Origin of the sequence: Burkholderia sp. MSMB1835 (assembly GCF_001526365.1) — a bacterium.
Classification (GTDB): domain Bacteria; phylum Pseudomonadota; class Gammaproteobacteria; order Burkholderiales; family Burkholderiaceae; genus Burkholderia.
Genome location: NZ_LOYP01000005.1, coordinates 109,571 through 130,831, shown reverse-complemented (window position 1 = coordinate 130,831; position 21,261 = coordinate 109,571). Strand labels below are relative to the sequence as shown.

21 protein-coding genes are annotated in these 21,261 nt (G+C 67.7%); 16 read left to right on the top strand and 5 right to left on the bottom strand.

The genetic code is table 11. The features are described 5' to 3' along the window. Positions 1-29: 29 nt before the first annotated feature. From mnmH to WS96_RS03735, 3 genes are all read left to right on the top strand, one after another. Complete coding sequence (gene mnmH / locus WS96_RS03745; protein WP_059830745.1) at positions 30-1,157, top strand: tRNA 2-selenouridine(34) synthase MnmH; 1,128 nt, start codon at positions 30-32, stop codon at positions 1,155-1,157. Next, entirely contained in the window at positions 1,154-2,212 is a 1,059-nt protein-coding gene (locus WS96_RS03740; protein WP_059830744.1) for a permease, read from the top strand. Before mnmH ends, WS96_RS03740 begins: the two co-directional genes overlap by 4 nt. Before the next feature lie 101 nt (positions 2,213-2,313). Then, a complete protein-coding gene (locus WS96_RS03735; protein ID WP_034207242.1) occupies positions 2,314-2,736 on the top strand; it encodes a hypothetical protein in 423 nt (140 codons plus the stop codon). A gap of 37 nt (positions 2,737-2,773) precedes the next feature. On the opposite strand, the gene WS96_RS03730 is transcribed toward WS96_RS03735, so the two are convergent. Together WS96_RS03730 and nodI are read right to left on the bottom strand one after the other, a co-directional pair. Beyond that, positions 2,774-3,607: an ABC transporter permease gene (locus WS96_RS03730; protein WP_059498984.1), complete on the bottom strand. Its 834-nt coding sequence runs from the start codon at positions 3,605-3,607 to the stop codon at positions 2,774-2,776. Positions 3,608-3,613: 6 nt separating this feature from the next. Next, entirely contained in the window at positions 3,614-4,528 is a 915-nt protein-coding gene (gene nodI, locus WS96_RS03725) for a nodulation factor ABC transporter ATP-binding protein NodI (protein ID WP_059830742.1), read from the bottom strand. A gap of 330 nt (positions 4,529-4,858) precedes the next feature. Between nodI and WS96_RS03720 the strand changes: the two genes are divergently transcribed. Continuing rightward, the gene (locus WS96_RS03720; RefSeq protein ID WP_059830741.1) at positions 4,859-5,356 is read left to right on the top strand and encodes a universal stress protein; all 498 of its coding nucleotides are present in this window, start codon (positions 4,859-4,861) and stop codon (positions 5,354-5,356) included. 87 nt (positions 5,357-5,443) lie between these two features. Here the strand turns inward: WS96_RS03720 and WS96_RS03715 are convergent, their stop codons facing one another. Genes WS96_RS03715 through lexA form a run of 3 tightly spaced genes read right to left on the bottom strand, consistent with a single transcriptional unit; the run spans position 5,444 to position 7,192 of the window. Continuing rightward, the gene (locus WS96_RS03715) at positions 5,444-6,154 is read right to left on the bottom strand and encodes a DUF2939 domain-containing protein (protein WP_059830739.1); all 711 of its coding nucleotides are present in this window, start codon (positions 6,152-6,154) and stop codon (positions 5,444-5,446) included. Positions 6,155-6,183: 29 nt separating this feature from the next. Next, positions 6,184-6,519, bottom strand: coding sequence for a hypothetical protein (locus WS96_RS03710; RefSeq protein ID WP_059830737.1), 336 nt, complete (start codon positions 6,517-6,519; stop codon positions 6,184-6,186). Between the two features lie 25 nt (positions 6,520-6,544). Further along, positions 6,545-7,192: a transcriptional repressor LexA gene (gene lexA, locus WS96_RS03705; protein WP_006476077.1), complete on the bottom strand. Its 648-nt coding sequence runs from the start codon at positions 7,190-7,192 to the stop codon at positions 6,545-6,547. Positions 7,193-7,456: 264 nt separating this feature from the next. Here lexA and WS96_RS03700 point away from each other — a divergent pair, with 264 nt between their 5' ends. From WS96_RS03700 to WS96_RS03645, 12 genes are all read left to right on the top strand, one after another. Next, the gene (locus WS96_RS03700) at positions 7,457-8,494 is read left to right on the top strand and encodes a sulfate ABC transporter substrate-binding protein (RefSeq protein ID WP_059830735.1); all 1,038 of its coding nucleotides are present in this window, start codon (positions 7,457-7,459) and stop codon (positions 8,492-8,494) included. Between the two features lie 123 nt (positions 8,495-8,617). Further along, positions 8,618-9,511, top strand: coding sequence for a sulfate ABC transporter permease subunit CysT (cysT, locus tag WS96_RS03695; protein ID WP_059830734.1), 894 nt, complete (start codon positions 8,618-8,620; stop codon positions 9,509-9,511). Beyond that, positions 9,508-10,452, top strand: a complete 945-nt coding sequence (gene cysW / locus WS96_RS03690; protein ID WP_059785626.1) for a sulfate ABC transporter permease subunit CysW — start codon at positions 9,508-9,510, stop codon at positions 10,450-10,452. The genes cysT and cysW overlap by 4 nt, the downstream gene beginning before the upstream one ends. 13 nt (positions 10,453-10,465) lie before the next feature. Continuing rightward, positions 10,466-11,524 carry a sulfate/molybdate ABC transporter ATP-binding protein gene (locus WS96_RS03685; RefSeq protein ID WP_059785629.1) on the top strand — a complete coding sequence of 353 codons (1,059 nt, stop codon included), beginning with the start codon at positions 10,466-10,468 and terminating at the stop codon, positions 11,522-11,524. Positions 11,525-11,599: 75 nt separating this feature from the next. Then, positions 11,600-12,526: a CysB family HTH-type transcriptional regulator gene (locus WS96_RS03680; RefSeq protein WP_034207252.1), complete on the top strand. Its 927-nt coding sequence runs from the start codon at positions 11,600-11,602 to the stop codon at positions 12,524-12,526. 7 nt (positions 12,527-12,533) lie between these two features. Beyond that, a complete protein-coding gene (locus tag WS96_RS31770; protein WP_257127929.1) occupies positions 12,534-12,995 on the top strand; it encodes a hypothetical protein in 462 nt (153 codons plus the stop codon). A 253-nt stretch (positions 12,996-13,248) separates the two neighbouring features. Next, on the top strand, positions 13,249-14,202 hold the full coding sequence (locus WS96_RS03670) for a sugar ABC transporter substrate-binding protein (RefSeq protein ID WP_059785633.1): 954 nt from the start codon (positions 13,249-13,251) through the stop codon (positions 14,200-14,202). A 145-nt stretch (positions 14,203-14,347) separates the two neighbouring features. Further along, positions 14,348-15,961, top strand: coding sequence for a sugar ABC transporter ATP-binding protein (locus WS96_RS03665; protein ID WP_059785636.1), 1,614 nt, complete (start codon positions 14,348-14,350; stop codon positions 15,959-15,961). Beyond that, on the top strand, positions 15,958-16,977 hold the full coding sequence (locus WS96_RS03660; RefSeq protein WP_059830731.1) for an ABC transporter permease: 1,020 nt from the start codon (positions 15,958-15,960) through the stop codon (positions 16,975-16,977). Before WS96_RS03665 ends, WS96_RS03660 begins: the two co-directional genes overlap by 4 nt. A gap of 35 nt (positions 16,978-17,012) precedes the next feature. Next, complete coding sequence (locus tag WS96_RS03655) at positions 17,013-18,044, top strand: LacI family DNA-binding transcriptional regulator (RefSeq protein WP_034207256.1); 1,032 nt, start codon at positions 17,013-17,015, stop codon at positions 18,042-18,044. After that, positions 18,041-18,970 (top strand): ribokinase, encoded by a 930-nt coding sequence (gene rbsK, locus WS96_RS03650; protein ID WP_059830729.1) that lies wholly within the window; start codon positions 18,041-18,043, stop codon positions 18,968-18,970. Before WS96_RS03655 ends, rbsK begins: the two co-directional genes overlap by 4 nt. Positions 18,971-19,238: 268 nt before the next feature. Then, positions 19,239-21,008 carry a methyl-accepting chemotaxis protein gene (locus WS96_RS03645; protein ID WP_059830728.1) on the top strand — a complete coding sequence of 590 codons (1,770 nt, stop codon included), beginning with the start codon at positions 19,239-19,241 and terminating at the stop codon, positions 21,006-21,008. The last annotated feature ends 253 nt before the right edge of the window (positions 21,009-21,261 follow it).

The window sequence follows — 21,261 nt, the reverse complement described above, 5'->3', positions numbered from 1 at the left end:
GAGCCGTATCGCCCCTGTTCGACGCCAAATTGAAGAACCTGATTGTCACCCTCGATCGCGCCGGCGAGTTCGACGAGATCATCGACGTGCGCACGCCGCTCGAGTTCGCCGAGGACCATATCCCCGGCGCGCTGAACGCGCCTGTGCTCAGCAACGAAGAGCGCGTGCTCGTCGGCACGATGTACCGCCAGGTATCGCCGTACGAGGCGACGCGCGTGGGCGCGGCGATCGTCGCGCGCAACATCGCGCGCCATCTCGATACGACGTTCGCCGACCGGCCGCGCAACTGGCGGCCGCTGATCTATTGCTGGCGCGGCGGCAAGCGCTCGGGTTCGATGACGACCTGGTTCAATCTGATCGGCTGGAAGGCGCGCCAGCTCGACGGCGGCTACAAGGCGTACCGCCAGTCGGTGTGCGCTACGCTCGACTCGCTGCCGACGCGCTTTCGCTACATCGCGCTCGTCGGCCATACGGGCTGCGGCAAGACGCGCCTGCTGAACGCGCTGCGCGACGTGGGCGCGCAGACACTCGATCTCGAAGCGCTCGCATGCCATCGCGGCTCGCTGCTCGGCGCGCTGCCGGGCAAGCCGCAGCCGGCGCAAAAGGGGTTCGATTCGGGGCTCGTCGAGACGCTCGGACGTTTCGACCCCGAATGGCCGGTGTTCGTCGAGTCGGAAAGCCGCAGGATCGGCCTCGTGCAGTTGCCGATCGCGCTGGTCGACGCGTTTCACGCGGGGCCGTGGGTCCAGGTCGAAGCGGCCCACGACGAGCGGATCGCGTTCCTGCTCGACGATTACGCGCATCTGTTCGACGAACCCGATGCGTTCAAGGCGCAGCTTCATCGGCTGATCGGCCTGCACAGCCGCGAAGAGGTGACGCGCTGGAAAGGGCTGATCGATGCCGGCGCGCGGGCCGATTTGTTCGCCGAACTGATCGACAAGCATTACGATCCCGCCTATGCGCGCACTTACCGCGCGACGTACAACAAGCCGAACCGGGCGCTGACGTTCACGTTCCGGCCCAACGCAGCCGACGTGCGCGATCAGGCGCGCAGGCTGCTGGCCGAACTCGCGCGAGCCGGACTGCCCGCATCGGCTGCGCTTGCCGCCGGCGCGACATCCGAAACCGACAAAGACCAATCGACGACGACACGATGACGACCACACGCACCCAACCCACACCGGCGCTCGGCTGGATGACCTTCCTGCTGATCGCGGTCGCAGGCCTGTTCTATGTGAAATGGTTCCCGTACTACAACAAGGCGTTCGTTGCCGCCGAGCACCATTCGATCGGGCAGTCGATCCTGATGGGCACGTCCGCGGCCGCACCCGAACCGTCGCTGAAGGCGGCGCTCGACTATGCGTGGGCGTACGGCAAGGCGATCTGGCAGGCGATGGTGCTCGGCCTGCTGCTCGGCTCGGCCGTGCAGGCGCTGCTGCCTGCGCACTGGGTGGCGCGCGTGCTCGGCCGCACGGGATTCGGCAGCGTCGCCGCGGGCGGGCTGCTGTCGCTGCCCGGGATGATGTGCACGTGCTGCGCGGCGCCGGTGGTGGCGGGCCTGCGTGCGCGCCATGCGTCGCCGGGCGGCGCGGTCGCGTTCTGGCTCGGCAATACGGTGCTGAACCCGGCGGCGCTGGTGTTCATGGGCTTCGTGCTCGGCTGGCACTGGAGCGCGCTGCGCGTCGTGCTCGGCATCGCGATGGTGTTCGGGATCGGCTATCTGCTGAACCGCATCGCGCGTCCCGAAGACCGCGGCATCGACGATGCGCAGCTCGCCGCGCTGGCGGCCGAGCAAGCCGCGGCCGGCAATCCGTTCGTCCGCTGGATGAAACTGCTCGCGCGCATGGCCGTGCGGCTCGTGCCCGAATACATCGTGCTCGTGCTGCTGCTCGGCGCCGCGCGCGCATGGCTGTTCCCGCATATCGGCCCGGACATCGGCAATCATCTCGGCTGGATCGTCGCGTTCGCGGTCGCGGGCATGCTGTTCGTGATTCCGACGGCCGGCGAGGTGCCGATCATCCAGGCGATGCTGTCGCTCGGCATGGGTGTCGGCCCGGCCGCCGCGCTGCTGATGACGCTGCCGCCGATCAGCGTGCCGTCGCTCGCGATGCTCGCGCGGTCGTTCAAGCCCTACATGCTGGCGATCGTCGCGGCGCTCGTCGTCGTGTTCGGGATCGCGAGCGGCTTGCTCGCGATCGCGTTCGGGTTCTGACGCACGCAAACGGCGCGCCCGTCGCGCGCCATCGCCGTATTCATCCGGCGCCGCCGCTTCACGTGTGCGGCGCCTTTTACAAGAAGCAAACAGGAAAACGCATGACCCAACCGAAGATCCATCCTCGACTCGAAAAGGCGCTGACGCGCGGCGATCTCGCGATCCGCCAGGCCAATTCCGCGCGGGCGACTGCCGTGCTGCAGGCACTCGGCACGATGATCATCGAGGCCTCCGCAACGATCGGTGTCGAGGCCAGCATCGACATTCCGCAAGGCGATCGGATTTACGATCCCGTCAACGGCCTCTGGCCGCAGAAGATGCTGGTGTCGTTCGACGGCCCGGTGGACGAAGCCGACAAGGAAGAGCTGCGCACGGTCTATCTGCTGGCCGACGATCCCGGCACGCAGTTCCGCGTCGAATGGCATCGCGCGGACGGCAAGCTCGGTCGCCAGGAAGGCGGACCGCTCGCGACCGTCGCGTTCCTGACCGACGTCGAGATTCCGTGGAGCGACGACGACGAGTAACGTCGTCGCATGAAGCCGGCGGCCGGTGCGCCGGCCGTCAGCGCATCATCCGCCGCCGGAACAGCCACGCGGACAGCAGGAACCCGCCGACCGCATAGCCGGCGAGCACCGCGACGTGCAACGCGATGTCGGTCGCCGGCCGGCCGAGCATCGCAGGGCGGATCAACTCGACCGCGTTCGCGAGCGGCAGCGCCTGGGCCGCGTGCTGCGCGAGCGGCGGCAACTGCGCGATCGGGAAGAACACGCCCGAGAGCAGCAGCATCGGCGTCAGCACGAGCGTCTGATAGAACATGAAGAAATCGTACGACGGTGCGAGCGCCGTGACGATCATCGCGATGCTCGCGAACGCGAGGCCGGCCAGCGCGATCACGGGCAGCACCGCGAGCATCGACGGAAACTGCGCGTAGCCGAGCCCGCCCGCGACGAGCATGATCGCGCCGCCCGACAACATCGCCTTGCTGGCCGCCCAGACGATCTCGCCGAGCACGATGTCGCCGAGTGCGAGCGGCGTATGCATGATCGCTTCCCACGTGCGCTGCACGTGCATCCGCGAGAAACCCGAATACATCGATTCGAAGCTCGCGGACATCATCACGCTCGAGCCGACCGTGCCGGCCGCGAGGAACGCGATGTACGACACGCCGTCGACGTGGCCGAGCATCAGGCCGAGCCCGAAACCCAGCCCGAACAGATAGATCATCGGATCGGCGAGATTGCCGAACATCGACGCGAGCGCGAGCTTGCGCCACACGAGATAGTTGCGCCGCCACACGGCGATCCAGTTGCTGGCGTTCGCCGGCATCGCTATCGCGAAGCGCGATTCGCGCGGCGGGGCCGACGGCGTGGTGGCGGAATAGTGACGGACGTCCATGGTCGATCAATCCTGCATCTCGCGGCCCGTGAGCCGCAGGAACACATCCTCCAGATTGGCCGGGCGATGCAGATAGCGCAGCCCCGGACGGCCCTTGATTCGTGCGCTGACCGGTTCGGGGTCGGTCACATAGCAGAATAGCGTCTCGCCGCTGATCTCGGTGTGCTTCGCGAATGCGGACAACTCGTCGCGCAGCGCGGCCGGATCGGGCCCGTAGATCTCGATCACGTCGCAACCGATTTCCGATTCGATCAGCGCGTGCGGCGCACCTTCGGCGATCTTGCGGCCTTCCTCGATCACGCACAGCCGATCGCACAGGCGCTCGGCTTCCTCCATGAAATGCGTGGTGATCAGGATCGTCTTGCCGCGCGCGAGCAGCGAGCGCAGCCGCTCCCACATCAGGTGCCGCGCCTGAGGGTCGAGGCCCGTCGTCGGTTCGTCGAGCACCAGCACATCGGGATCGTTGACGAGCGCGCGGGCGAGCGTGAGGCGGCGCTTCATGCCGCCCGACAGCTCGCCGACTTTCGCATCGGCCTTGTTCTCGAGCTTCGCGAATTCGAGCAGCGGCGGCACGAGTGCGCGTGCGGCCTGCGCCGACATCCCGAAATAGCGGCTGAACACGAGCAGGTTTTCCCGGACCGTGAAGTCGGGGTCGAGGTTGTCGAACTGCGGGACGACGCCGACCCGCCGGCGCGCATGTCGAGCACGCGATGGAACCGGTTCGCCGCACAGCGAAATGGTGCCTGCATCGGGATGCGCGAGGCCGAGCAGCATCTTCAGCGTCGTGGTCTTGCCGGCGCCATTCGGCCCGAGCAGGCCATAGCATTCGCCGGCCTTCACGTTGAAGGACAGACCGTCGACGACGAGCTTGTCGCCATAGTGCTTTTCGACGTTGCGGAAATCGATCGGTGCGACGGACATGGGCGGGTTGTCGTTGTATGCGGGCGCGTTCCGCTGCCGGTGCGCGGCGGGTGGGCGAACGGATCGCGCGAATGCGTGTCACACGGGCATGGCCGAAGCATACGACGCCGGTGCGACGCGATCCGCTCGAGATGGAACGGGCCATTCTAGTGCATCGGCTGCATCGCTTCAGCGCATGCCTGCACGGTGCGATGCAGGTGCGCACCGATCGTGCACCGCATCATCGCGCACGCGCCGCGCGGGGCGAATCAGCGTTTTCCATCCCTTGCGTCCTGAATTGCGGCGCACCATGATGAATGCGTAGGCTCGTTGTCGCGATAGGGAGGCTCCATGGCTAGCTACAACAAGATTTTGCTGTGTTACGACGGCACGCTCGAAGGGCGCAAGGCGCTGCGTTGCGGCGCCAATCTCGCAATGGACCTGAAGGCCGAAACGCATTTGCTGTCGGTCGTCGACATGCGTTCGAGTATTGCGCAAAGCGCAGGCTTGCTGACCGATGTCGCATGCGGGCGCTTCGAGGAAACCGCGCGCGAAATCCTGCAGGAAGGCGTGAACTGGCTGCGCGAGCGCGGCGTCCAGGCCGAAGGCCATTTCGCGTTCGGTTATCCGATCGACGAAATCGCGAATCTCGCGTCGGAGCTGAAGGTCGATCTCGTCGTCGTCGGCCACCGGTGCCGCAGCGGATTGTCGAGATGGTGGATGGGGTCGGGCAACACGCAACTGCTCGATCGCGTGAACTGCAGCATTCTGGTGGCGTGTTCGTCGGCGGAAGAGCAGAAGGCCGAAATCGCGCGCGAGCGTGACGCAACCCTCGCGAGCGGCAAATGATCTAACGGCCGGATGGCCGCCTGACCGGCGATGCATGCCGGCCAGGCGTCGCACGGCATCGGCAGTGTGCGCGTCGAGCGCGGCCTGCTACGCATGCAGGTCGATGCCGGACAATTTCCATGAGAACAGCCCGAAGCGGTGGAAGATCGCCGCATAACGCGTGCCGTCGGCGCTGCGCTGATACGTCACGACGAATTCATCGATATTTCGGTAGCCCGCGCTGGTTTGCTGCTGGGGCGGCGCTGGCGTTGCTTCGCTCGGGCTGGCCGGTGCGGGCGCGGGTGCCGATGCCGCCGAAGCGATCGCGTTGCTGCCCGGTGCGCCGGCACTTGCCGGCGCAGGATGGGCAGGCGGTGCGGCAGGCGTGTTGCCGGGTGCATTGCCTGCTGGCGGCGGGTTTGACCACTCGGGCGGACGCTCGCCCGGATTGCCGCGCGGCGGCAATCCGCTCATCAGTGCGGCGACGCCCTCCGGGGTCGCGTACGCATCCACCAGCGGGCCGATCAGCGCAGACCCGATCAGCGCGCCAATCACCGCGAACGGATTGTTTTTCTTCACGGCGTCGATCCGACGCATCAACTCTTCCGTGACCTGCTGCTTCAGGCTGATGCGCAGCGACGGAAAATCGACATATTCGCTGATCGCCTGCGCATCACGCGCATCGATCGCCGATTTCAGGCGACCGAGCGCGACATACGGCGACGCGTACGCATAGCCGAGCGTCGCAATGACGGCGACGACCAGCACGACGATCAGCAGGGGCTTGAGGCGCCGTGCGCGGCGCGACGATCCAGTCACGTTGCCTCCGGTGCGGGAACGTTCCGCAATCAGAGACCGCCCGGCGTGGCCGATCGTTCCTCCGCAATGCAGCGATCGATCATGCGGCACACGGCATCGATCGTACCCACCATGATCAGGCGCGAGCGGCCGTGATAGACGCGCACCGGCGCGCGGCGTGCGGGTTCCGCGTGATTCAGACCGGCATTCAGCGATACCCGTGCGAATGCGGGAAGCGCTGACGGCAGCAGGGACGCCTGCCGTTCGACTGCGACTGCTTGTTGCACTGGCGCCGCCGCGGACAGCGGTGCGCAGGGCGTGCGGCCGCGCAGATGACGCAGGCGACCGAATTGACGGAAAGGCAGCAGGCGGGCAAGGCGTTCCATGATGTTCTCCTGGAGAGACGGAATGTCAGAGTTCGCCCGAGCGGATCAGCCCGACGGCGATGCCTTCCAGCGCGAAATCCGCGCTGCCGGCCTTGACGAAGATGTTTTCGTAATCCGGGTTCTCCGCGATCAGCTCGAGGCCGCCGGGCCGGCGCATCAGGCGCTTGACCGTGACGTCGTCGCCGAGACGCGCGACGATGATCTGGCCGTCCTTCGCTTCCGTGCGCTTCTGCACGGCGAGGAGATCGCCGTCGAGAATGCCGGCGTCGCGCATCGACAGGCCACGCACCTTCAGCAGGTAGTCGGGCTTGCTGGTGAACAGCGCGGGATCGCACGCGTAATGCTGCGAAATGTGCTCCTGCGCGAGGATCGGGCTACCGGCCGCGACGCGGCCGACGAGCGGCAGCGACAGTTGCATCAGGCCGGCGTGCGGCAGCGTGAATTGGTGCGGGGCATCGTCGATGCCGAGCAGCCGGATGCCGCGCGATGCGCCGGCGGCCAGCTCGATCACGCCCTTGCGCGCCAGCGCGCGCAGATGCTCCTCGGCCGCATTCGGCGAGCTGAAGCCCAGTTCGGCCGCGATCTCGGCGCGGGTGGGCGGGAATCCGGAACGCTCGATCGCGCGACGGATCAAGTCGAACACTTGCTGCTGACGGGCGGTGAGTTTGGTCATGGCTCAACTGTATGGATAGACAGTGAGCTGTATTTTTATACAGTACTTGGTGAATTTCAAGTGTTACTTGAGGTTCGACGCGATCACACCGATTCCGGCGCGATTTCGCGACGCCCGGACGCCGGTTTGTCCGCCGCAACCGTCCGTCCCGCTTGCGTTAGCACTTTTGAGTATTAAAAAATGAGGAACGATTATTTTTAATCATGTAACCCGTTCGCTAGACTGGCCCGACATCGCAATACCGACAACACTGGAGAACCAAGGATGGCGAAGCGCAATACGGGGCTGGTGGGCGGCGTGGGCCGCCTGATCGCGACACTCGCGCTGGGCGCGGCGGCGGCGCTGGGCGTCGCGGCGCATGCGCAGGCCGATACGACTTTCCTGAACGTGTCGTACGACCCGACGCGCGAGCTGTATCAGGATTTCAACCAGGCGTTCGGCAAGGAGTGGAAGGCGAAGACGGGCGAAACCGTCAACTTCAAGCAGTCGCACGGCGGCTCGGGCGCGCAGGCGCGCTCGGTGCTCGACGGCCTGCAGGCCGACGTCGTCACGCTGGCGCTGGCGTACGACATCGACGCGCTCGCGAACAAGGGGCTGGTGAACAAGGATTGGCAGAAGCGCCTGCCCGACAACGCGTCGCCGTACACGTCGACGATCGTGTTCCTCGTGCGCAAGGGCAATCCGAAGGGGATCAAGGACTGGGACGACCTGACCAAGCCGGGCATCTCGATCGTCACGCCGAATCCGAAGACCTCGGGCGGCGCGCGCTGGAACTACCTGGCGGCCTGGGCCTACGCGCTGCACAAGCCGGGCGGCAACGAGCAGACGGCGAAGGAATTCGTCACGAAGCTCTACAAGAACGCCGGCGTGCTCGATTCGGGCGCGCGGGGCGCGACGACGAGCTTCGTGCAGCGCGGGATCGGCGACGTGCTGATCGCGTGGGAAAACGAGGCGTTCCTGTCGGTCAAGGAATTCGGAACCGACAAATTCGAGATCGTCGTGCCGTCGGTGAGCATCCTGGCCGAGCCGCCCGTCGCGGTGGTCGACAAGGTGGTCGACAAGAAGGGCACGCGCAAGCTGGCCGAGGCCTACCTGAACTTCCTGTACAGCCCGCAGGGCCAGGAAATCGCGGCGCGCAACTATTACCGGCCGCGTTCGAAGAACGTGCCGGCGGAGCTGACCAAGCAGTTCCCGAAGCTGAAGCTGTACACGGTCGACGACACGTTCGGCGGCTGGACGAATGCGCAGAAGACGCATTTCGCGGACGGCGGCGTGTTCGATTCGATCTACAAGCCGCAGTAACGCCATAACGACAAGCGGCGCGCCACGACAGCGCGCCGCATCCCCGACGGCCCGCCGGCGCGATTCACCGCGCCGGCGTTTGCGTCGGGCCCATGAGCAGCATCGACCCAGCAAGAGCATCCGATGACGACGTACACCTTTCGCAAGCCGAGCGCGCTGCCCGGTTTCGGCGTGACACTCGGCATCACGGTGGCCTATTTGAGCCTCGTGGTGCTGATTCCGCTCGCCGCCACGTTCCTGAAGACCGCGACGCTGTCGTGGAGCCAGTTCGTCACCGCCGTCACGTCGCCGCGCGTGCTCGCGTCGTACCGGCTGACATTCTCGGCCGCGTTCGGCGGCGCGCTGATCAATGCCGTGTTCGGCTTCCTCGTCGCGTGGGTGCTGGTGCGCTACACGTTCCCGTTCAAGCGCCTCGTCGATGCGATCGTCGATCTGCCGTTCGCACTGCCCACATCGGTGGCCGGCATCTCGCTCGCGGCCGTGTACGCGACCAACGGCTGGGTCGGCCAGTATCTGGCGCCGCTCGGCATCAAGATCGCGTTCACGCCGGCCGGCGTGCTGGTCGCGCTGACCTTCATCGGGCTGCCGTTCGTCGTGCGCACCGTGCAGCCGGTGCTCGAGGATTTCGAGCGCGAGCAGGAAGAAGCCGCCGCGTGCCTCGGCGCGTCGCGCTGGCTGACGTTCCGGCGCGTCGTGCTGCCGGCCGTGCTGCCGGCGCTGCTCACCGGTTTCGCGCTGGCGTTCGCGCGCGCGCTCGGCGAATACGGATCGGTGATCTTCATCGCCGGCAACGTGCCGATGAAATCCGAGATCACGTCGCTGCTGATCATCACGAAGCTCGAGCAGTACGACTACGCGGGCGCGACCGCGCTGGCGGTCGTGATGCTGGTCGTGTCGTTCCTGATGCTGCTGCTGATCAACACGCTGCAGTGGTATCTGCAGCGCAGGACGAGCAAGGGCGCGAGCGGTCCGGCGCCCGCCGCCGTCAGCGCCGTCGCAGCAGGAGGCCAGCAATGAGCCAGGAGGCCACCGTCGTGCTGAAAACCCCGTCGCCGGCCGCGCGCGCCGCGAAGCGGCTCGACCCCGTCAGCGAGTCGCGCGTCGTGCGCTGGCTGCTCACGGGCATCGCGCTGGCGTTTCTCGCGTTCTTCCTCGTCGTACCGCTCGCCGCGGTGTTCGTCGAGGCGCTGCGCAAGGGCGTCGGCTTCTATCTCGAATCGCTGGCCGATCCCGATGCGTGGTCGGCGATCAAGCTGACGCTGACCGTCGCCGCGATCGCGGTGCCGCTGAACCTCGTGTTCGGCGTGTGCGCATCGTGGGCGATCGCGAAGTTCGAATTCCGCGGCAAGGCGCTGCTGACGACGCTGATCGACCTGCCGTTCTCGGTGTCGCCGGTGATCTCGGGCCTCGTGTACGTGCTGCTGTTCGGCGCGCAGGGCTGGTTCGGGCCGTGGCTGCAGGATCACGACGTCCAGATCATCTTCGCGGTGCCGGGCATCGTGCTCGCGACGATCTTCGTCACGTTCCCGTTCGTCGCGCGCGAGCTGATTCCGCTGATGCAGGCGCAAGGCACCGACGAGGAAGAAGCCGCGCGCGTGCTCGGCGCGTCGGGCTGGCAGATCTTCCGCCGCGTGACGCTGCCGAACGTGAGGTGGGGGCTGCTGTACGGCGTGATCCTGTGCAATGCGCGCGCGATGGGCGAGTTCGGCGCGGTGTCGGTCGTGTCCGGCCACATCCGCGGCGTGACCGACACGATGCCGCTGCACGTGGAGATCCTGTACAACGAATACAACTTCGCGGCGGCGTTCGCGGTGGCGTCGGTGCTGGCGCTGCTCGCGCTCGTCACGCTCGCGCTCAAGCTGATCGCCGAGCGTCATCTCGCGGCCGAACTGGCCGACGCGCACGACGCCGGTCCCGCACATGCCGGCCCTGTCGGCGCCGTTTCGTCGAAATCGTAAAGAGGCAACCAGAATGGGTATCACCGTCCGTAATCTTCAGAAGCGCTTCGGCGATTTCACGGCGCTCGACGACGTGTCGCTCGACTTTCCGCCCGGCGAACTGGTCGCGCTGCTCGGGCCGTCCGGCTGCGGCAAGACCACGCTGCTGCGCGTGATCGCGGGCCTCGAGCACGCGGACGCCGGCCAGGTCGTGCTGCAGGGGCTCGACGTGGCGTCGGTCGGCGCGCGCGACCGCCAGGTCGGCTTCGTGTTCCAGCACTACGCGCTGTTCCGCCACATGACGGTGTTCGAGAACGTCGCGTTCGGGCTGCGCGTGAAGCCGCGTCGCGAGCGGCCGTCGGAGGCCGCGATTCGCGACAAGGTGCACGAGCTGCTCAAGCTCGTGCAGCTCGACTGGCTCGCGCAGCGTTACCCGTCGGAGCTGTCGGGCGGCCAGCGCCAGCGCATCGCGCTCGCCCGCGCGCTCGCGGTCGAGCCGAAGGTGCTGCTGCTCGACGAGCCGTTCGGCGCGCTCGACGCGAAGGTCCGCAAGGAACTGCGCGGCTGGCTGCGTCGGCTGCACGACGACCTGCACATCTCGACGATCTTCGTCACGCACGACCAGGAAGAGGCGCTCGAAGTGGCCGATCGCATCGTCGTGCTGAACCGCGGCCACGTCGAGCAGGTCGGCAGCCCGCAGGACGTCTACGATCATCCGCAAAGCGCGTTCGTGTACGAGTTCCTCGGCGCGGCGAACCGGTTGCCGGGCACGGTTGCCGGGCGTGGCTTCGTCGCCGAGGGCGCGGCTGCGCCGATCGAGGTCGACGCCGATTTCGCGGGCCCCGCGAACGCTTACGTGCGGCCGCACGATCTGCAGCTGTGGCCGGCGGGCGAAGGGCATCGCGACGGCATCGCGGTGGACGTGCGGCGCGTGATTCCGCTCGGCGGTTCGGTGCGCGTGGAGCTCGAGGCGCGCGCGGGCGGCGCGCTCGAGGCGGAACTCGACCGCGACGCATGGCGGGCGCTTTCGCTGCAGGTCGGCGACGGCGCAACGGCCGTGCCGCGCGCCGTGCGGGTGTTTCCCGCCCGTTGACGGGACAATGCAGGGCAGAGGGCGGGATTCGCTCCGATTCGACAATCAAACAACGACAGCCTAAGAGGCATACCCATGAATTTTCAGCAATTGCGGTTCGTGCGCGAAGCGGTGCGCCAGAACATGAACCTGACGGAAGTCGCGAACGTGCTGTACACGTCGCAGTCGGGCGTGTCGAAACAGATCAAGGATCTGGAGGATGAGCTCGGCGTCGACATCTTCATTCGGCGCGGCAAGCGGCTGACGGGGCTCACGGAGCCGGGCAAGGCCGTGCACCAGCTGATCGAGCGGATGCTGCTGGACGCCGAGAACCTGCGCCGCGTCGCGCGCCAGTTCGCCGATCAGGACAGCGGCCACCTCGTCGTCGCGACCACGCACACGCAGGCGCGCTACGCGCTGCCGAAGGTGATCCGGCAGTTCACCGACGTGTTCCCGAAGGTGCATCTCGCGCTGCGCCAGGGCAGCCCGCAGCAGATCGCGCAGATGATCCTGAACGGCGAGGCCGATCTCGGCATCTCGACCGAAGCGCTCGACCGCTATCCGGACATCGTCACGTTCCCGTGCTATTCGTGGCACCACACGGTCGTCGTGCCGAAGGGCCACCCGCTCGTCGGCCGCGAGAACCTGACGCTCGAGGAGATTGCCGAGTACCCGATCATCACGTACGACCAGGACTTCACGGGCCGCTCGCACATCGACCAGGCGTTCGCGCAGGCGGGCGCCGTGCCGGACGTCGTGCTGACCGCGATCGACGCGGACGTGATCAAGACCTACGTCGAGCTCGGAATGGGGATCGGCGTCGTCGCGGCGATGGCCTACGATCCGCAGCGCGACACGGGGCTCGTCGCGCTCGACACGCAACACCTGTTCGAGGCGAGCACGACGCGGGTCGGTCTGCGCAAGGGCGCGTTCCTGCGTGCGTATGCGTACCGGCTGATCGAAATGTTCGCGCCGCATCTGAACGAAGCGGAAATCGCGGGGCTGTTGCGCGAAGCCGTTTGATCGGCGCATGTCGCCTGCCGTCCGGGCAGATGCCGCGGACGGTGCGCGACATGCGCCGCGCATAGCCTGCCGCACACCGCACCGGGCGGCGGAGGGGATTGCCGCCGGCGCGTCCGAATCATCAGCCGAGGCATCCGATCAGGTGCGTCGCGTCAGGACGATCGGCGCGCGTTTCCGTGCCAACGGAAAACAAGAACGGTCTGCAACGCCGAATCTCGGCGCGGAACGCCGGATCGGCAGCCATCCTCATTCACGAGGCGGCGCGATACGAATCGCCGGTTCCGTTACAGTCGGCCGCATATCGGGCCGGTGGATACCGGCGATCCGCGTGCCGATCGCGTCGTTCGCGCCGAACCGCTTCATCGTCGGCCCGCCGCCTGCGACGCGCATCGGCGAGCCGCCGTCGGCATCGCGAGTGTCGCATTTGCGCGTCGCGGAGCGCACTCGCGCGCTCCGAATAAACCCTTAAATATTGATCAGACAGGTTGCGCGCCGAAGCGAATCGGTACAGCATAGCCTTCACTCCGCCGGCGTCCCGCCGGCGGTGGCGCGTCGACGACAGCACGCGCCAGGCAGTCGGCCGTCTGCCTTGCTTCCATTCCGTGGTACCGACAGCAGCATCGATGGCCATTGCCCGGGTAGTGTGGCGCAAACGTTTGCTCACATTAAAACAACAACCAGATAACAATCCGGCCCTTCGGGCCAGTCGCCAGGAGATGTGTATGAATGTCCGCTTTCGCCGTCGCTTCCTGACCGCCGCGCTCGCCGCCGTCGCGGTGGTCGCCGCACCGGCTGTCCACGCGCAATCCGCCGCCGCCAAGCCGAAGGTCGCGCTCGTGATGAAGTCGCTCGCCAACGAGTTCTTCCTGACCATGGAAACGGGCGCGAAGGAATACCAGAAACACAACGCGAACCAGTTCGACCTGGTCACCAACGGCATCAAGGACGAGACCGACACCGCGAACCAGATCCGCATCGTCGAGCAGATGATCGTCTCGAAGGTCGACGCGATCGTGCTCGCGCCGGCCGATTCGAAGGCGCTCGTACCGGTCGTGAAGAAGGCCGTCGACGCCGGCATCGTCGTCGTCAACATCGACAACCGGCTCGATCCGGACGTGCTGAAGTCGAAGAACCTGAACGTGCCGTTCGTCGGCCCGGACAACCGCAAGGGCGCGCGCAAGGTCGGCGATTACCTCGCGAAGCGGCTGAAGGCGGGCGACCAGGTCGGCATCGTCGAAGGCGTGTCGACGACCACCAACGCCCAGCAGCGCACGGCCGGCTTCCAGGACGCGATGAAGGCGGGCGGGATGAAGGTCGTGTCGGTGCAGTCGGGCGAATGGGAGATCGACAAGGGCAATGCGGTGGCCGCCGCGATGCTCAACGAATACCCGAACCTGAAGGCGCTGCTGTGCGGCAACGACAACATGGCGATCGGCGCCGTGTCGGCCGTGCGCGCGGCCGGCAAGCAGGGCAAGGTGCTCGTGGTCGGCTACGACAACATCAACGCGATCAAGCCGATGCTGAAGGACGGCCGCGTGCTCGCGACCGCCGACCAGTACGCGGCGAAGCAGGCCGTGTTCGGCATCGACACGGCGCTCAAGGCGATCGCCGAGCATCGCAAGCAGGCCGACATGTCCGGCGTGGTCGAGACGCCGGTGGATCTCGTGACGAAGTAACGCCGCACCGGTCCGGCCGCCGCCCTCAAGAATCCGGCGCGGCGGCCGTTATCCGGTGTGAGCGCGATCACGGCCACTGCATGCACATGCACTTGTGAGCGTCATATCCGCGCGCCCCGTGCGCGCGGCCGCAACCAGGATCGCGATGGAACCGACCTTCCAACCCTCCCGTTCAGCCCACCCCGTGCTGGCCGTATCCGGCATCGGCAAGACCTATGCCGAACCCGTGCTCGCCGACGTCACGCTGACGCTCGACGCGGGCCAGGCGCTCGCGCTGACGGGCGAGAACGGCGCCGGCAAGAGCACGCTGTCGAAGATCATCGGCGGGCTCGTCGACCCGACCGCCGGCACGATGCAGCTCGGCGGCCAGGCCTATGCGCCGGCGAGCCGCACGCAGGCCGAAGCGCTCGGCGTGCGCATGGTGATGCAGGAGCTGAACCTGCTGCCGACGCTGAGCGTCGCCGAAAACCTGTTCCTGAACCGCCTGCCGCGGCGCTTCGGGATCATCGATCGCGTGCGGCTGCGCGACGACGCGCGCGCGGCGATGGCGCAGGTCGGGCTCGACGCGGTCGATCCGGATACGCCGGTCGGCGCGCTCGGCATCGGCCACCAGCAGATGGTCGAAATCGCGCGCAACCTGATCGGCGACTGCCGCGTGCTGATTCTCGACGAGCCGACCGCGATGCTGACCGCGCGCGAAGTCGAGCTGCTGTTCGAGCAGATCGACCGGCTGAAGGCGCGCGGCGTCGCGATCGTCTACATCTCGCACCGGCTCGAAGAGCTCGCGCGCGTCGCCGAGCGCGTCGCGGTGCTGCGCGACGGCCGGCTCGTGCATGTGGGCGACATGGCGGCGACGACGTCCGACGGGCTCGTCACGCTGATGGTCGGGCGCGAGATCGGCGAACACATCGATCTCGGCGAACGGCGTTTCGGCGCGCCGCGGCTCGCGGTGTCGGGTCTCACGCGCGGCACGGCCGTGCGCGACGTGTCGCTCGAGGTACGCGCGGGCGAGATCTTCGGCATCTCGGGGTTGATCGGCGCGGGTCGCACCGAGCTGCTGCGGCTGATCTACGGCGCCGACACGCCCGATGCGGGGACGATCGCGGTGGGCCAGCCGCTGAAGCCGGCGCGGATCGCGTCGCCGGTCGACGCGGTGCGGCAGGGCATCGCGCTGATCACCGAGGATCGCAAGGGCGAGGGGCTGCTGCTGTCGCAGTCGATCACCGCGAACGTGTCGCTCGGCCAGCTCGACCGGCTCGCGCGCGGCGGCATCGTCGATGCGGCGCGCGAGACGGCGCTCGCCGAGCAGCAGATCGACGCGCTGCGCATCCGCACGCACGGGGCGACGCAGCCGGTCGGCGAGCTGTCGGGCGGCAACCAGCAGAAGGTCGTGATCGGCCGCTGGCTCGCGCGCGACATGGGCGTGCTGCTGTTCGACGAGCCGACGCGCGGGATCGACGTCGGCGCCAAATTCGAGATCTACACTTTGATGGGCGCGCTCGCGCGCGAAGGCCGCGCGCTGGTGGTCGTATCGAGCGACCTGCGCGAGCTGATGCTGATCTGCGACCGGATCGGCGTGATGTCGGCCGGCCGCATGACGGCCGTGTTCGAGCGCGGCAACTGGACCCAGGATGCGCTGCTGGCCGCGGCGTTCGCCGGCTTCGGCCGCGAGACGCCGGCGGCCGCCATGCAGCATCCGGATGCGGGGCAGGCGCGCGGCGCCGCTCCGGGCACTTCGACGACAGGACCACAGCAATGACCCAGCCTCCCGTATCCCCGACCGACGCAGGCGCGCAGCAGGACGTGACGGGGCGCCGCGCGCGCACGCTGTCCGGCACGCGGCTCGGCCTGTCGAACTATCTCGGGCTCGCCGGCGCGCTGGCCGCGATGATCGCGCTGTTTTCGGTGCTGAGCGCGCATTTCCTGACCTACGACACGTTCAGCACGATCGCGAACCAGATTCCCGATCTCGTCGTGATGTCGGTCGGGATGACCTTCGTGCTGATCATCGCCGGGATCGACCTGTCGGTCGGCTCGGTGCTCGCGCTGGCCGCGTCGATGGTCAGCGTCGCCGCGCTGAAATGGCAGTGGGGGCCGCTGCCGGCCGCGCTGATCGGGATCGCGGTCGCGACCGCGACGGGCGCGCTGACCGGCACCGTCACGGTCGGCTGGCGGATTCCGTCGTTCATCGTGTCGCTCGGCGTGCTGGAGGCCGCTCGCGGCCTCGCGTACCAGCTGACGAATTCGCGCACCGCGTATATCGGCGACGCGTTCGATTTCCTGTCGAACCCGATCGCGCTGGGCATCTCGCCGGCGTTCCTGATCGCGGTCGCGGTGATGATCGCGGCCCAGTTCGTGCTCACGCGCACGGTGTTCGGGCGCTATCTGATCGGGATCGGCACGAACGAGGAAGCGGTGCGACTTGCAGGGGTTAACCCGCGGCCGTATAAAATTCTCGTATTCGCACTGATGGGCGCGCTCGCGGGGCTCGCGTCGCTGTTCCAGATTTCGCGGCTCGAGGCGGCCGATCCGAACGCGGGCGCGGGCCTCGAGCTGCAGGTCATCGCCGCCGTCGTGATCGGCGGCACGAGCCTGATGGGCGGGCGCGGCTCGGTGATCAGCACGTTCTTCGGCGTGTTGATCATCTCCGTGCTGGCCGCGGGGCTGGCGCAGATCGGTGCGAACGAGCCGACGAAACGGATCATCACGGGTGCGGTCATCGTGGTGGCGGTCGTGCTCGATACGTATCGCAGCCGGCGTACGCGCGTGCGGTAAGAAGACACACAGAACAGACCAGAGAGAAACGGGAAATGGCGACGATCAAGGATGTGGCGGCCATGGCGGGCGTGTCGTTTACGACCGTCTCGCACGTGGTGAACAATTCGCGGCCGGTGTCCGCGGATGTGCGTGCGAAGGTCGAGGGCGCGATCCGCGAGCTGAATTACGTGCCGTCGGCCGTGGCGCGCTCGCTGAAGGCGCGGGCGACGGCGACCATCGGCCTCGTCGTGCCGAACAGTACGAATCCGTACTTCGCGGAGCTTGCGCGCGGCATCGAGGATCAGTGCGCGGCCAACGGCTATTGCGTGTTCTTCTGCAATTCGGACGATGATCCCGTGAAGCAGCGCAATTACCTGCGCGTGTTGCAGGAAAAGCGCATCGACGGTCTGATCGTCGCGTCGGCGGGGGAGGACGCGGTGCTCGCGCAGACGCTCGCCGATATCCACGCGCCGCTCGTCGTCGTCGACCGCAACATCGAGGGGCTCGCGGCCGATCTCGTCCAGATCGACCACGAGCGCGGCGCGTACCTGGCGACGCGCCATCTGCTCGAACTCGGGCACGCGAAGATCGGCTGCATCACCGGGCCGACCGACACCGCCGTCAGCGCGATGCGCGTGCACGGCTTCATCCGTGCGATGGCCGAGCGCGGGGTCGACATCGTGCCGGGCGCGATCGCCGAAAGCGATTTCTCGTGCCTGGGCGGCTATCACGCGGCGTCGCGGCTGTTCGAATCGGTGCGGCCGAGCGCGATCTTCGCGGGCAACGACCTGATGGGGGTCGGCGCGCTGCGCGCGGCGGCCGAGCGCGGGATGCGCGTGCCCGACGACTGCTCGATCATCGGGTTCGACGACATCGAATTTTCCCGCTACACGTATCCGGCGCTGTCGACGGTCGGCCAGTCGGTGCGCGCGCTCGGCGAAATGGCCGCGCAGACGCTGATCGAACGGATCGGCGGCGGTTCGAGCGCCGTGCCGAGCCGCCGCCGCGTCGTGTCGCCGCGCCTCGTGCTGCGCGAATCGACGGCGGTCTACCGCGAGCCGGCCGCGCCGGGCGCCCGCGCATGACGGCGAGCGCAATCGGCGCCGGCCGCGTGACGGTGGTCGGCAGCCTCAACATGGATCTCGTCGTGCGGGCGCCGCGCTTGCCGCTGCCGGGCGAAACGCTGGCCGGGCACGCGTTCGCGCAGGCGGCGGGCGGCAAGGGCGGCAATCAGGCCGTCGCCGCCGCCCGGCTCGGCGCGCAGGTCGCGATGATCGGCTGCGTCGGCGCGGATGCGCACGGCGCGGCGCTGCGCGCGGGCCTCGAGGTCGAGGGAATCGACTGCACGGGGCTCGCGACGAGCGCGTCGGCGTCGACCGGCGTCGCGCTGATCGTCGTCGACGATGCGAGCCAGAACGCGATCGTGATCGTCGCAGGCGGCAACGGCGAGGTCACGACCGACACGATCGCCCGGCACGAGGCCGCGCTCGCCGCGGCCGACGTGCTGATCTGCCAGCTCGAGACGCCGCCGGATGCGGTGTTCGCGGCCTTGTCGGCCGGGCGCCGGCTCGGCCGCACGGTGGTGCTCAATCCGGCCCCGGCCGTCGCGCCGCTGCCGGACGGCTGGCTGCCGCTCGTCGATTACCTGATCCCGAACGAGGTCGAGGCGGCCGCGCTCACCGGGCTGCCGGTGCGCGACCCGACGGAGGCCGAAGCCGCCGCACGGGCGCTCCAGGCCGGCGGTGCGCGCAACGTGCTGGTCACGCTCGGTGCGCGCGGCGTGCTCGCGTTGACGGCCGACGGCGCCGCGCGACACTATCCGGCGCCGGTCGTGCAGGCCGTCGACACGACGGCGGCCGGCGACACCTTCATCGGCGGCTTTTCCGCACGGCTCGCGGCCGGCGCGGACGTCGACACGGCCATCCGCTTCGCGCAACGCGCGGCGGCGCTGTCGGTCACGCGCGCGGGCGCACAACCGTCGATTCCGAGCCGCATCGAACTGGCCGACTAGGGCCGGATCATCGTTTTCCGGTTCCGCTACGCGGGCCGCCCGTCGCACGAGACGGCCGGCCGCGTACCGGCGCGCCTTTCTCCTGTTCGCCATCCCGCCCCGAATTGCGTCAATAATTCAGCTATTTGTAATAAACAGACGAATAATTCGAAATAATGACGCCAAAACCATCAAGTTATGCGCCGCACGGTCGTAATTGCACCGAGTGAAGCAATGCTTCGAGCCAACGGGCCGGGCCCGTTCATGACGACGCAATACAGGATGGATGATGGTGTTCAGGAACCTGACGATTCGTGCGCGCATCGGTTTGACGATGGCGTTTCTGGCGGTACTGCTGGGTGTCACCGGCGTGCTCGGTCTGTACGGCATGACGCGTTCGAACGATTCGACGCGCGAGATTTTCACGAACCAGATGCCGAGCGCGGTCGACGTGTCGGTCGCGGAAATGTTCGCCGCGCGCGAGCGCCTCGCACTCGACCGGGCGGCACTGCTGGCCGGCACGCCTGATTCCGCGGCTGCCGTCGAGCGCAGCCGCGCGATGCGCACGCAATCCGACGCATGGTGGCAAAAGTACCTCGCGCTGCCGCGCGGCGCCGAGGAGGATCGCCTCGCCCAGGACGTCGCCGCCCGGCGCAAGGTGCTGCAGGATGCCTGCGATGCGTTCGCGAGCGCGATCGGCACGGGCGATCACGACCGGATCGGCGACGGCGCGAAGCAGCTTCAGGCGCGCTATAACGAACTGGCCGTGGCCGGCGAAGCGCTGCGCAACTTTCAGTTCACCGATGCGCAGGCGCGCTTCGATCGGGCGGAATCGGTGTTCGAGACGATGCGCGTGCTGTCGATCGTCGTGCTGCTGGCCGGCATCGGGGCCGCGGTGCTGTCGTGGCTGACGCTGAGCCGCGCGATCGGCCGCCCGATCGCCGATGCGCTGTCGCATTTCGATGCGATCGCCGCGGGCGACCTGCGCCGCCCGATCGTCGTCGACCGGCGCGACGAGATGGGGCAGTTGCTGGAAGGCCTCGCGCGGATGCAGCGCGGGCTCGTCGACACGGTGCGCACCGTGCGCGGCGGCAGCGAGTCGATCGCGACCGCGGCTCGCCAGATCGCGGCCGGTAACATCGACCTGTCGTCGCGTACCGAGGAACAGGCCGCTGCGCTGCAGGAAACCGCGTCGAGCATGGAGCAACTGACCGGCACCGTGAAGCAGAATGCGGACAATGCGCGCCAGGCAAGCTCGCTGGCCGCGAATGCGTCCGACATTGCAAACAAGGGTAATACGGTGGTGGGCCAGGTGGTCGGCACGATGGGCGAAATCAACGACAGCTCGGCGAAAATCGCGGACATCATCACGATCATCGAGGGAATCGCGTTCCAGACCAACATACTTGCGCTGAATGCGGCCGTCGAAGCCGCGCGGGCGGGCGAGGAAGGCCGCGGCTTCGCGGTCGTCGCCGGCGAAGTGCGCAGCCTCGCGCAGCGTTCGTCGAGCGCGGCGAAGGAAATCAAGGCGCTGATCGATGCGTCGGTGGAGCGTATCCGGACCGGCTCGACGCTGGTCGACGAAGCTGGGCGCACGATGAACGACGTGATCGGCGCGGTCCAGCGCGTGACGGACATCATGGGCGAGATCGCGGCGGCGTCCGAGGAGCAGAGCGGCGGGATCGACCAGGTGGCGCGCGCGGTCGCGCAGATGGACGAGGTCACGCAGCAGAATGCGGCGCTCGTCGAGGAAGCCGCCGCCGCCGCGCAGTCGCTCGACGAACAGGCGACGCGCCTGCGCGAAACGGCGGCGGTATTCCAGCTCGACGACGAAGCGGCGCGTGCGGACACCGTCGTTGCGGTGGCGCGGCACGCACCACGCACGCCGTCCGCGCCGGCGGCGGCGCCGGCACAGGCTGCCACGCGCATCGAACGCGATGCCGCGCCGAAGCGCGCGGCCGCCGCGATGGCGGCGCGCAAGCCTGCCGCCGTATCGGCTGCGCCGGCGCCCGCGCCGGCCGCCGCGAGTGCCGGCGGCGACGACTGGGAGACGTTCTGATCCGCGTGCGCCGCGTATCTATCCCCATTTGGTGACGAACGACGCCCGCGCTCCGCGGGCGTCGTCGTTTCTGCGACAGGCCGAATGTGACAACGCGGACGATCGATCGGGCACAGGCACGTGCGTCGCGCATCGTGCGTCACGCACCGACGGATTCGCGCGGATGCGCTGCGTGCGCGTCATGTTCCCGCGTTCGCCGTACGGGTATGTCCGTAAGGGACTGCGAAAAAAATTTGTAACGGTGCGAGCGGCG

What these genes read in the sequence shown, in the direction of transcription:
- WS96_RS31770 (WP_257127929.1), top strand. Translation starts at nt 12,534, where the DNA reads ATGTCGCCTGCCGTCCGGGCAGATGCCGCGGACGGTGCGCGACATGCG.
- nodI (WP_059830742.1), bottom strand. Translation starts at nt 4,528, where the DNA reads ATGTCCGTCGCACCGATCGATTTCCGCAACGTCGAAAAGCACTATGGC.
- WS96_RS03685 (WP_059785629.1), top strand. Translation starts at nt 10,466, where the DNA reads ATGGGTATCACCGTCCGTAATCTTCAGAAGCGCTTCGGCGATTTCACG.
- WS96_RS03665 (WP_059785636.1), top strand. Translation starts at nt 14,348, where the DNA reads ATGGAACCGACCTTCCAACCCTCCCGTTCAGCCCACCCCGTGCTGGCC.
- WS96_RS03720 (WP_059830741.1), top strand. Translation starts at nt 4,859, where the DNA reads ATGGCTAGCTACAACAAGATTTTGCTGTGTTACGACGGCACGCTCGAA.
- WS96_RS03645 (WP_059830728.1), top strand. Translation starts at nt 19,239, where the DNA reads ATGGTGTTCAGGAACCTGACGATTCGTGCGCGCATCGGTTTGACGATG.
- WS96_RS03680 (WP_034207252.1), top strand. Translation starts at nt 11,600, where the DNA reads ATGAATTTTCAGCAATTGCGGTTCGTGCGCGAAGCGGTGCGCCAGAAC.
- WS96_RS03735 (WP_034207242.1), top strand. Translation starts at nt 2,314, where the DNA reads ATGACCCAACCGAAGATCCATCCTCGACTCGAAAAGGCGCTGACGCGC.
- WS96_RS03655 (WP_034207256.1), top strand. Translation starts at nt 17,013, where the DNA reads ATGGCGACGATCAAGGATGTGGCGGCCATGGCGGGCGTGTCGTTTACG.
- cysW (WP_059785626.1), top strand. Translation starts at nt 9,508, where the DNA reads ATGAGCCAGGAGGCCACCGTCGTGCTGAAAACCCCGTCGCCGGCCGCG.
- WS96_RS03670 (WP_059785633.1), top strand. Translation starts at nt 13,249, where the DNA reads ATGAATGTCCGCTTTCGCCGTCGCTTCCTGACCGCCGCGCTCGCCGCC.
- lexA (WP_006476077.1), bottom strand. Translation starts at nt 7,192, where the DNA reads ATGACCAAACTCACCGCCCGTCAGCAGCAAGTGTTCGACTTGATCCGT.
- WS96_RS03740 (WP_059830744.1), top strand. Translation starts at nt 1,154, where the DNA reads ATGACGACCACACGCACCCAACCCACACCGGCGCTCGGCTGGATGACC.
- WS96_RS03730 (WP_059498984.1), bottom strand. Translation starts at nt 3,607, where the DNA reads ATGGACGTCCGTCACTATTCCGCCACCACGCCGTCGGCCCCGCCGCGC.
- cysT (WP_059830734.1), top strand. Translation starts at nt 8,618, where the DNA reads ATGACGACGTACACCTTTCGCAAGCCGAGCGCGCTGCCCGGTTTCGGC.
- rbsK (WP_059830729.1), top strand. Translation starts at nt 18,041, where the DNA reads ATGACGGCGAGCGCAATCGGCGCCGGCCGCGTGACGGTGGTCGGCAGC.
- WS96_RS03660 (WP_059830731.1), top strand. Translation starts at nt 15,958, where the DNA reads ATGACCCAGCCTCCCGTATCCCCGACCGACGCAGGCGCGCAGCAGGAC.
- WS96_RS03700 (WP_059830735.1), top strand. Translation starts at nt 7,457, where the DNA reads ATGGCGAAGCGCAATACGGGGCTGGTGGGCGGCGTGGGCCGCCTGATC.
- WS96_RS03710 (WP_059830737.1), bottom strand. Translation starts at nt 6,519, where the DNA reads ATGGAACGCCTTGCCCGCCTGCTGCCTTTCCGTCAATTCGGTCGCCTG.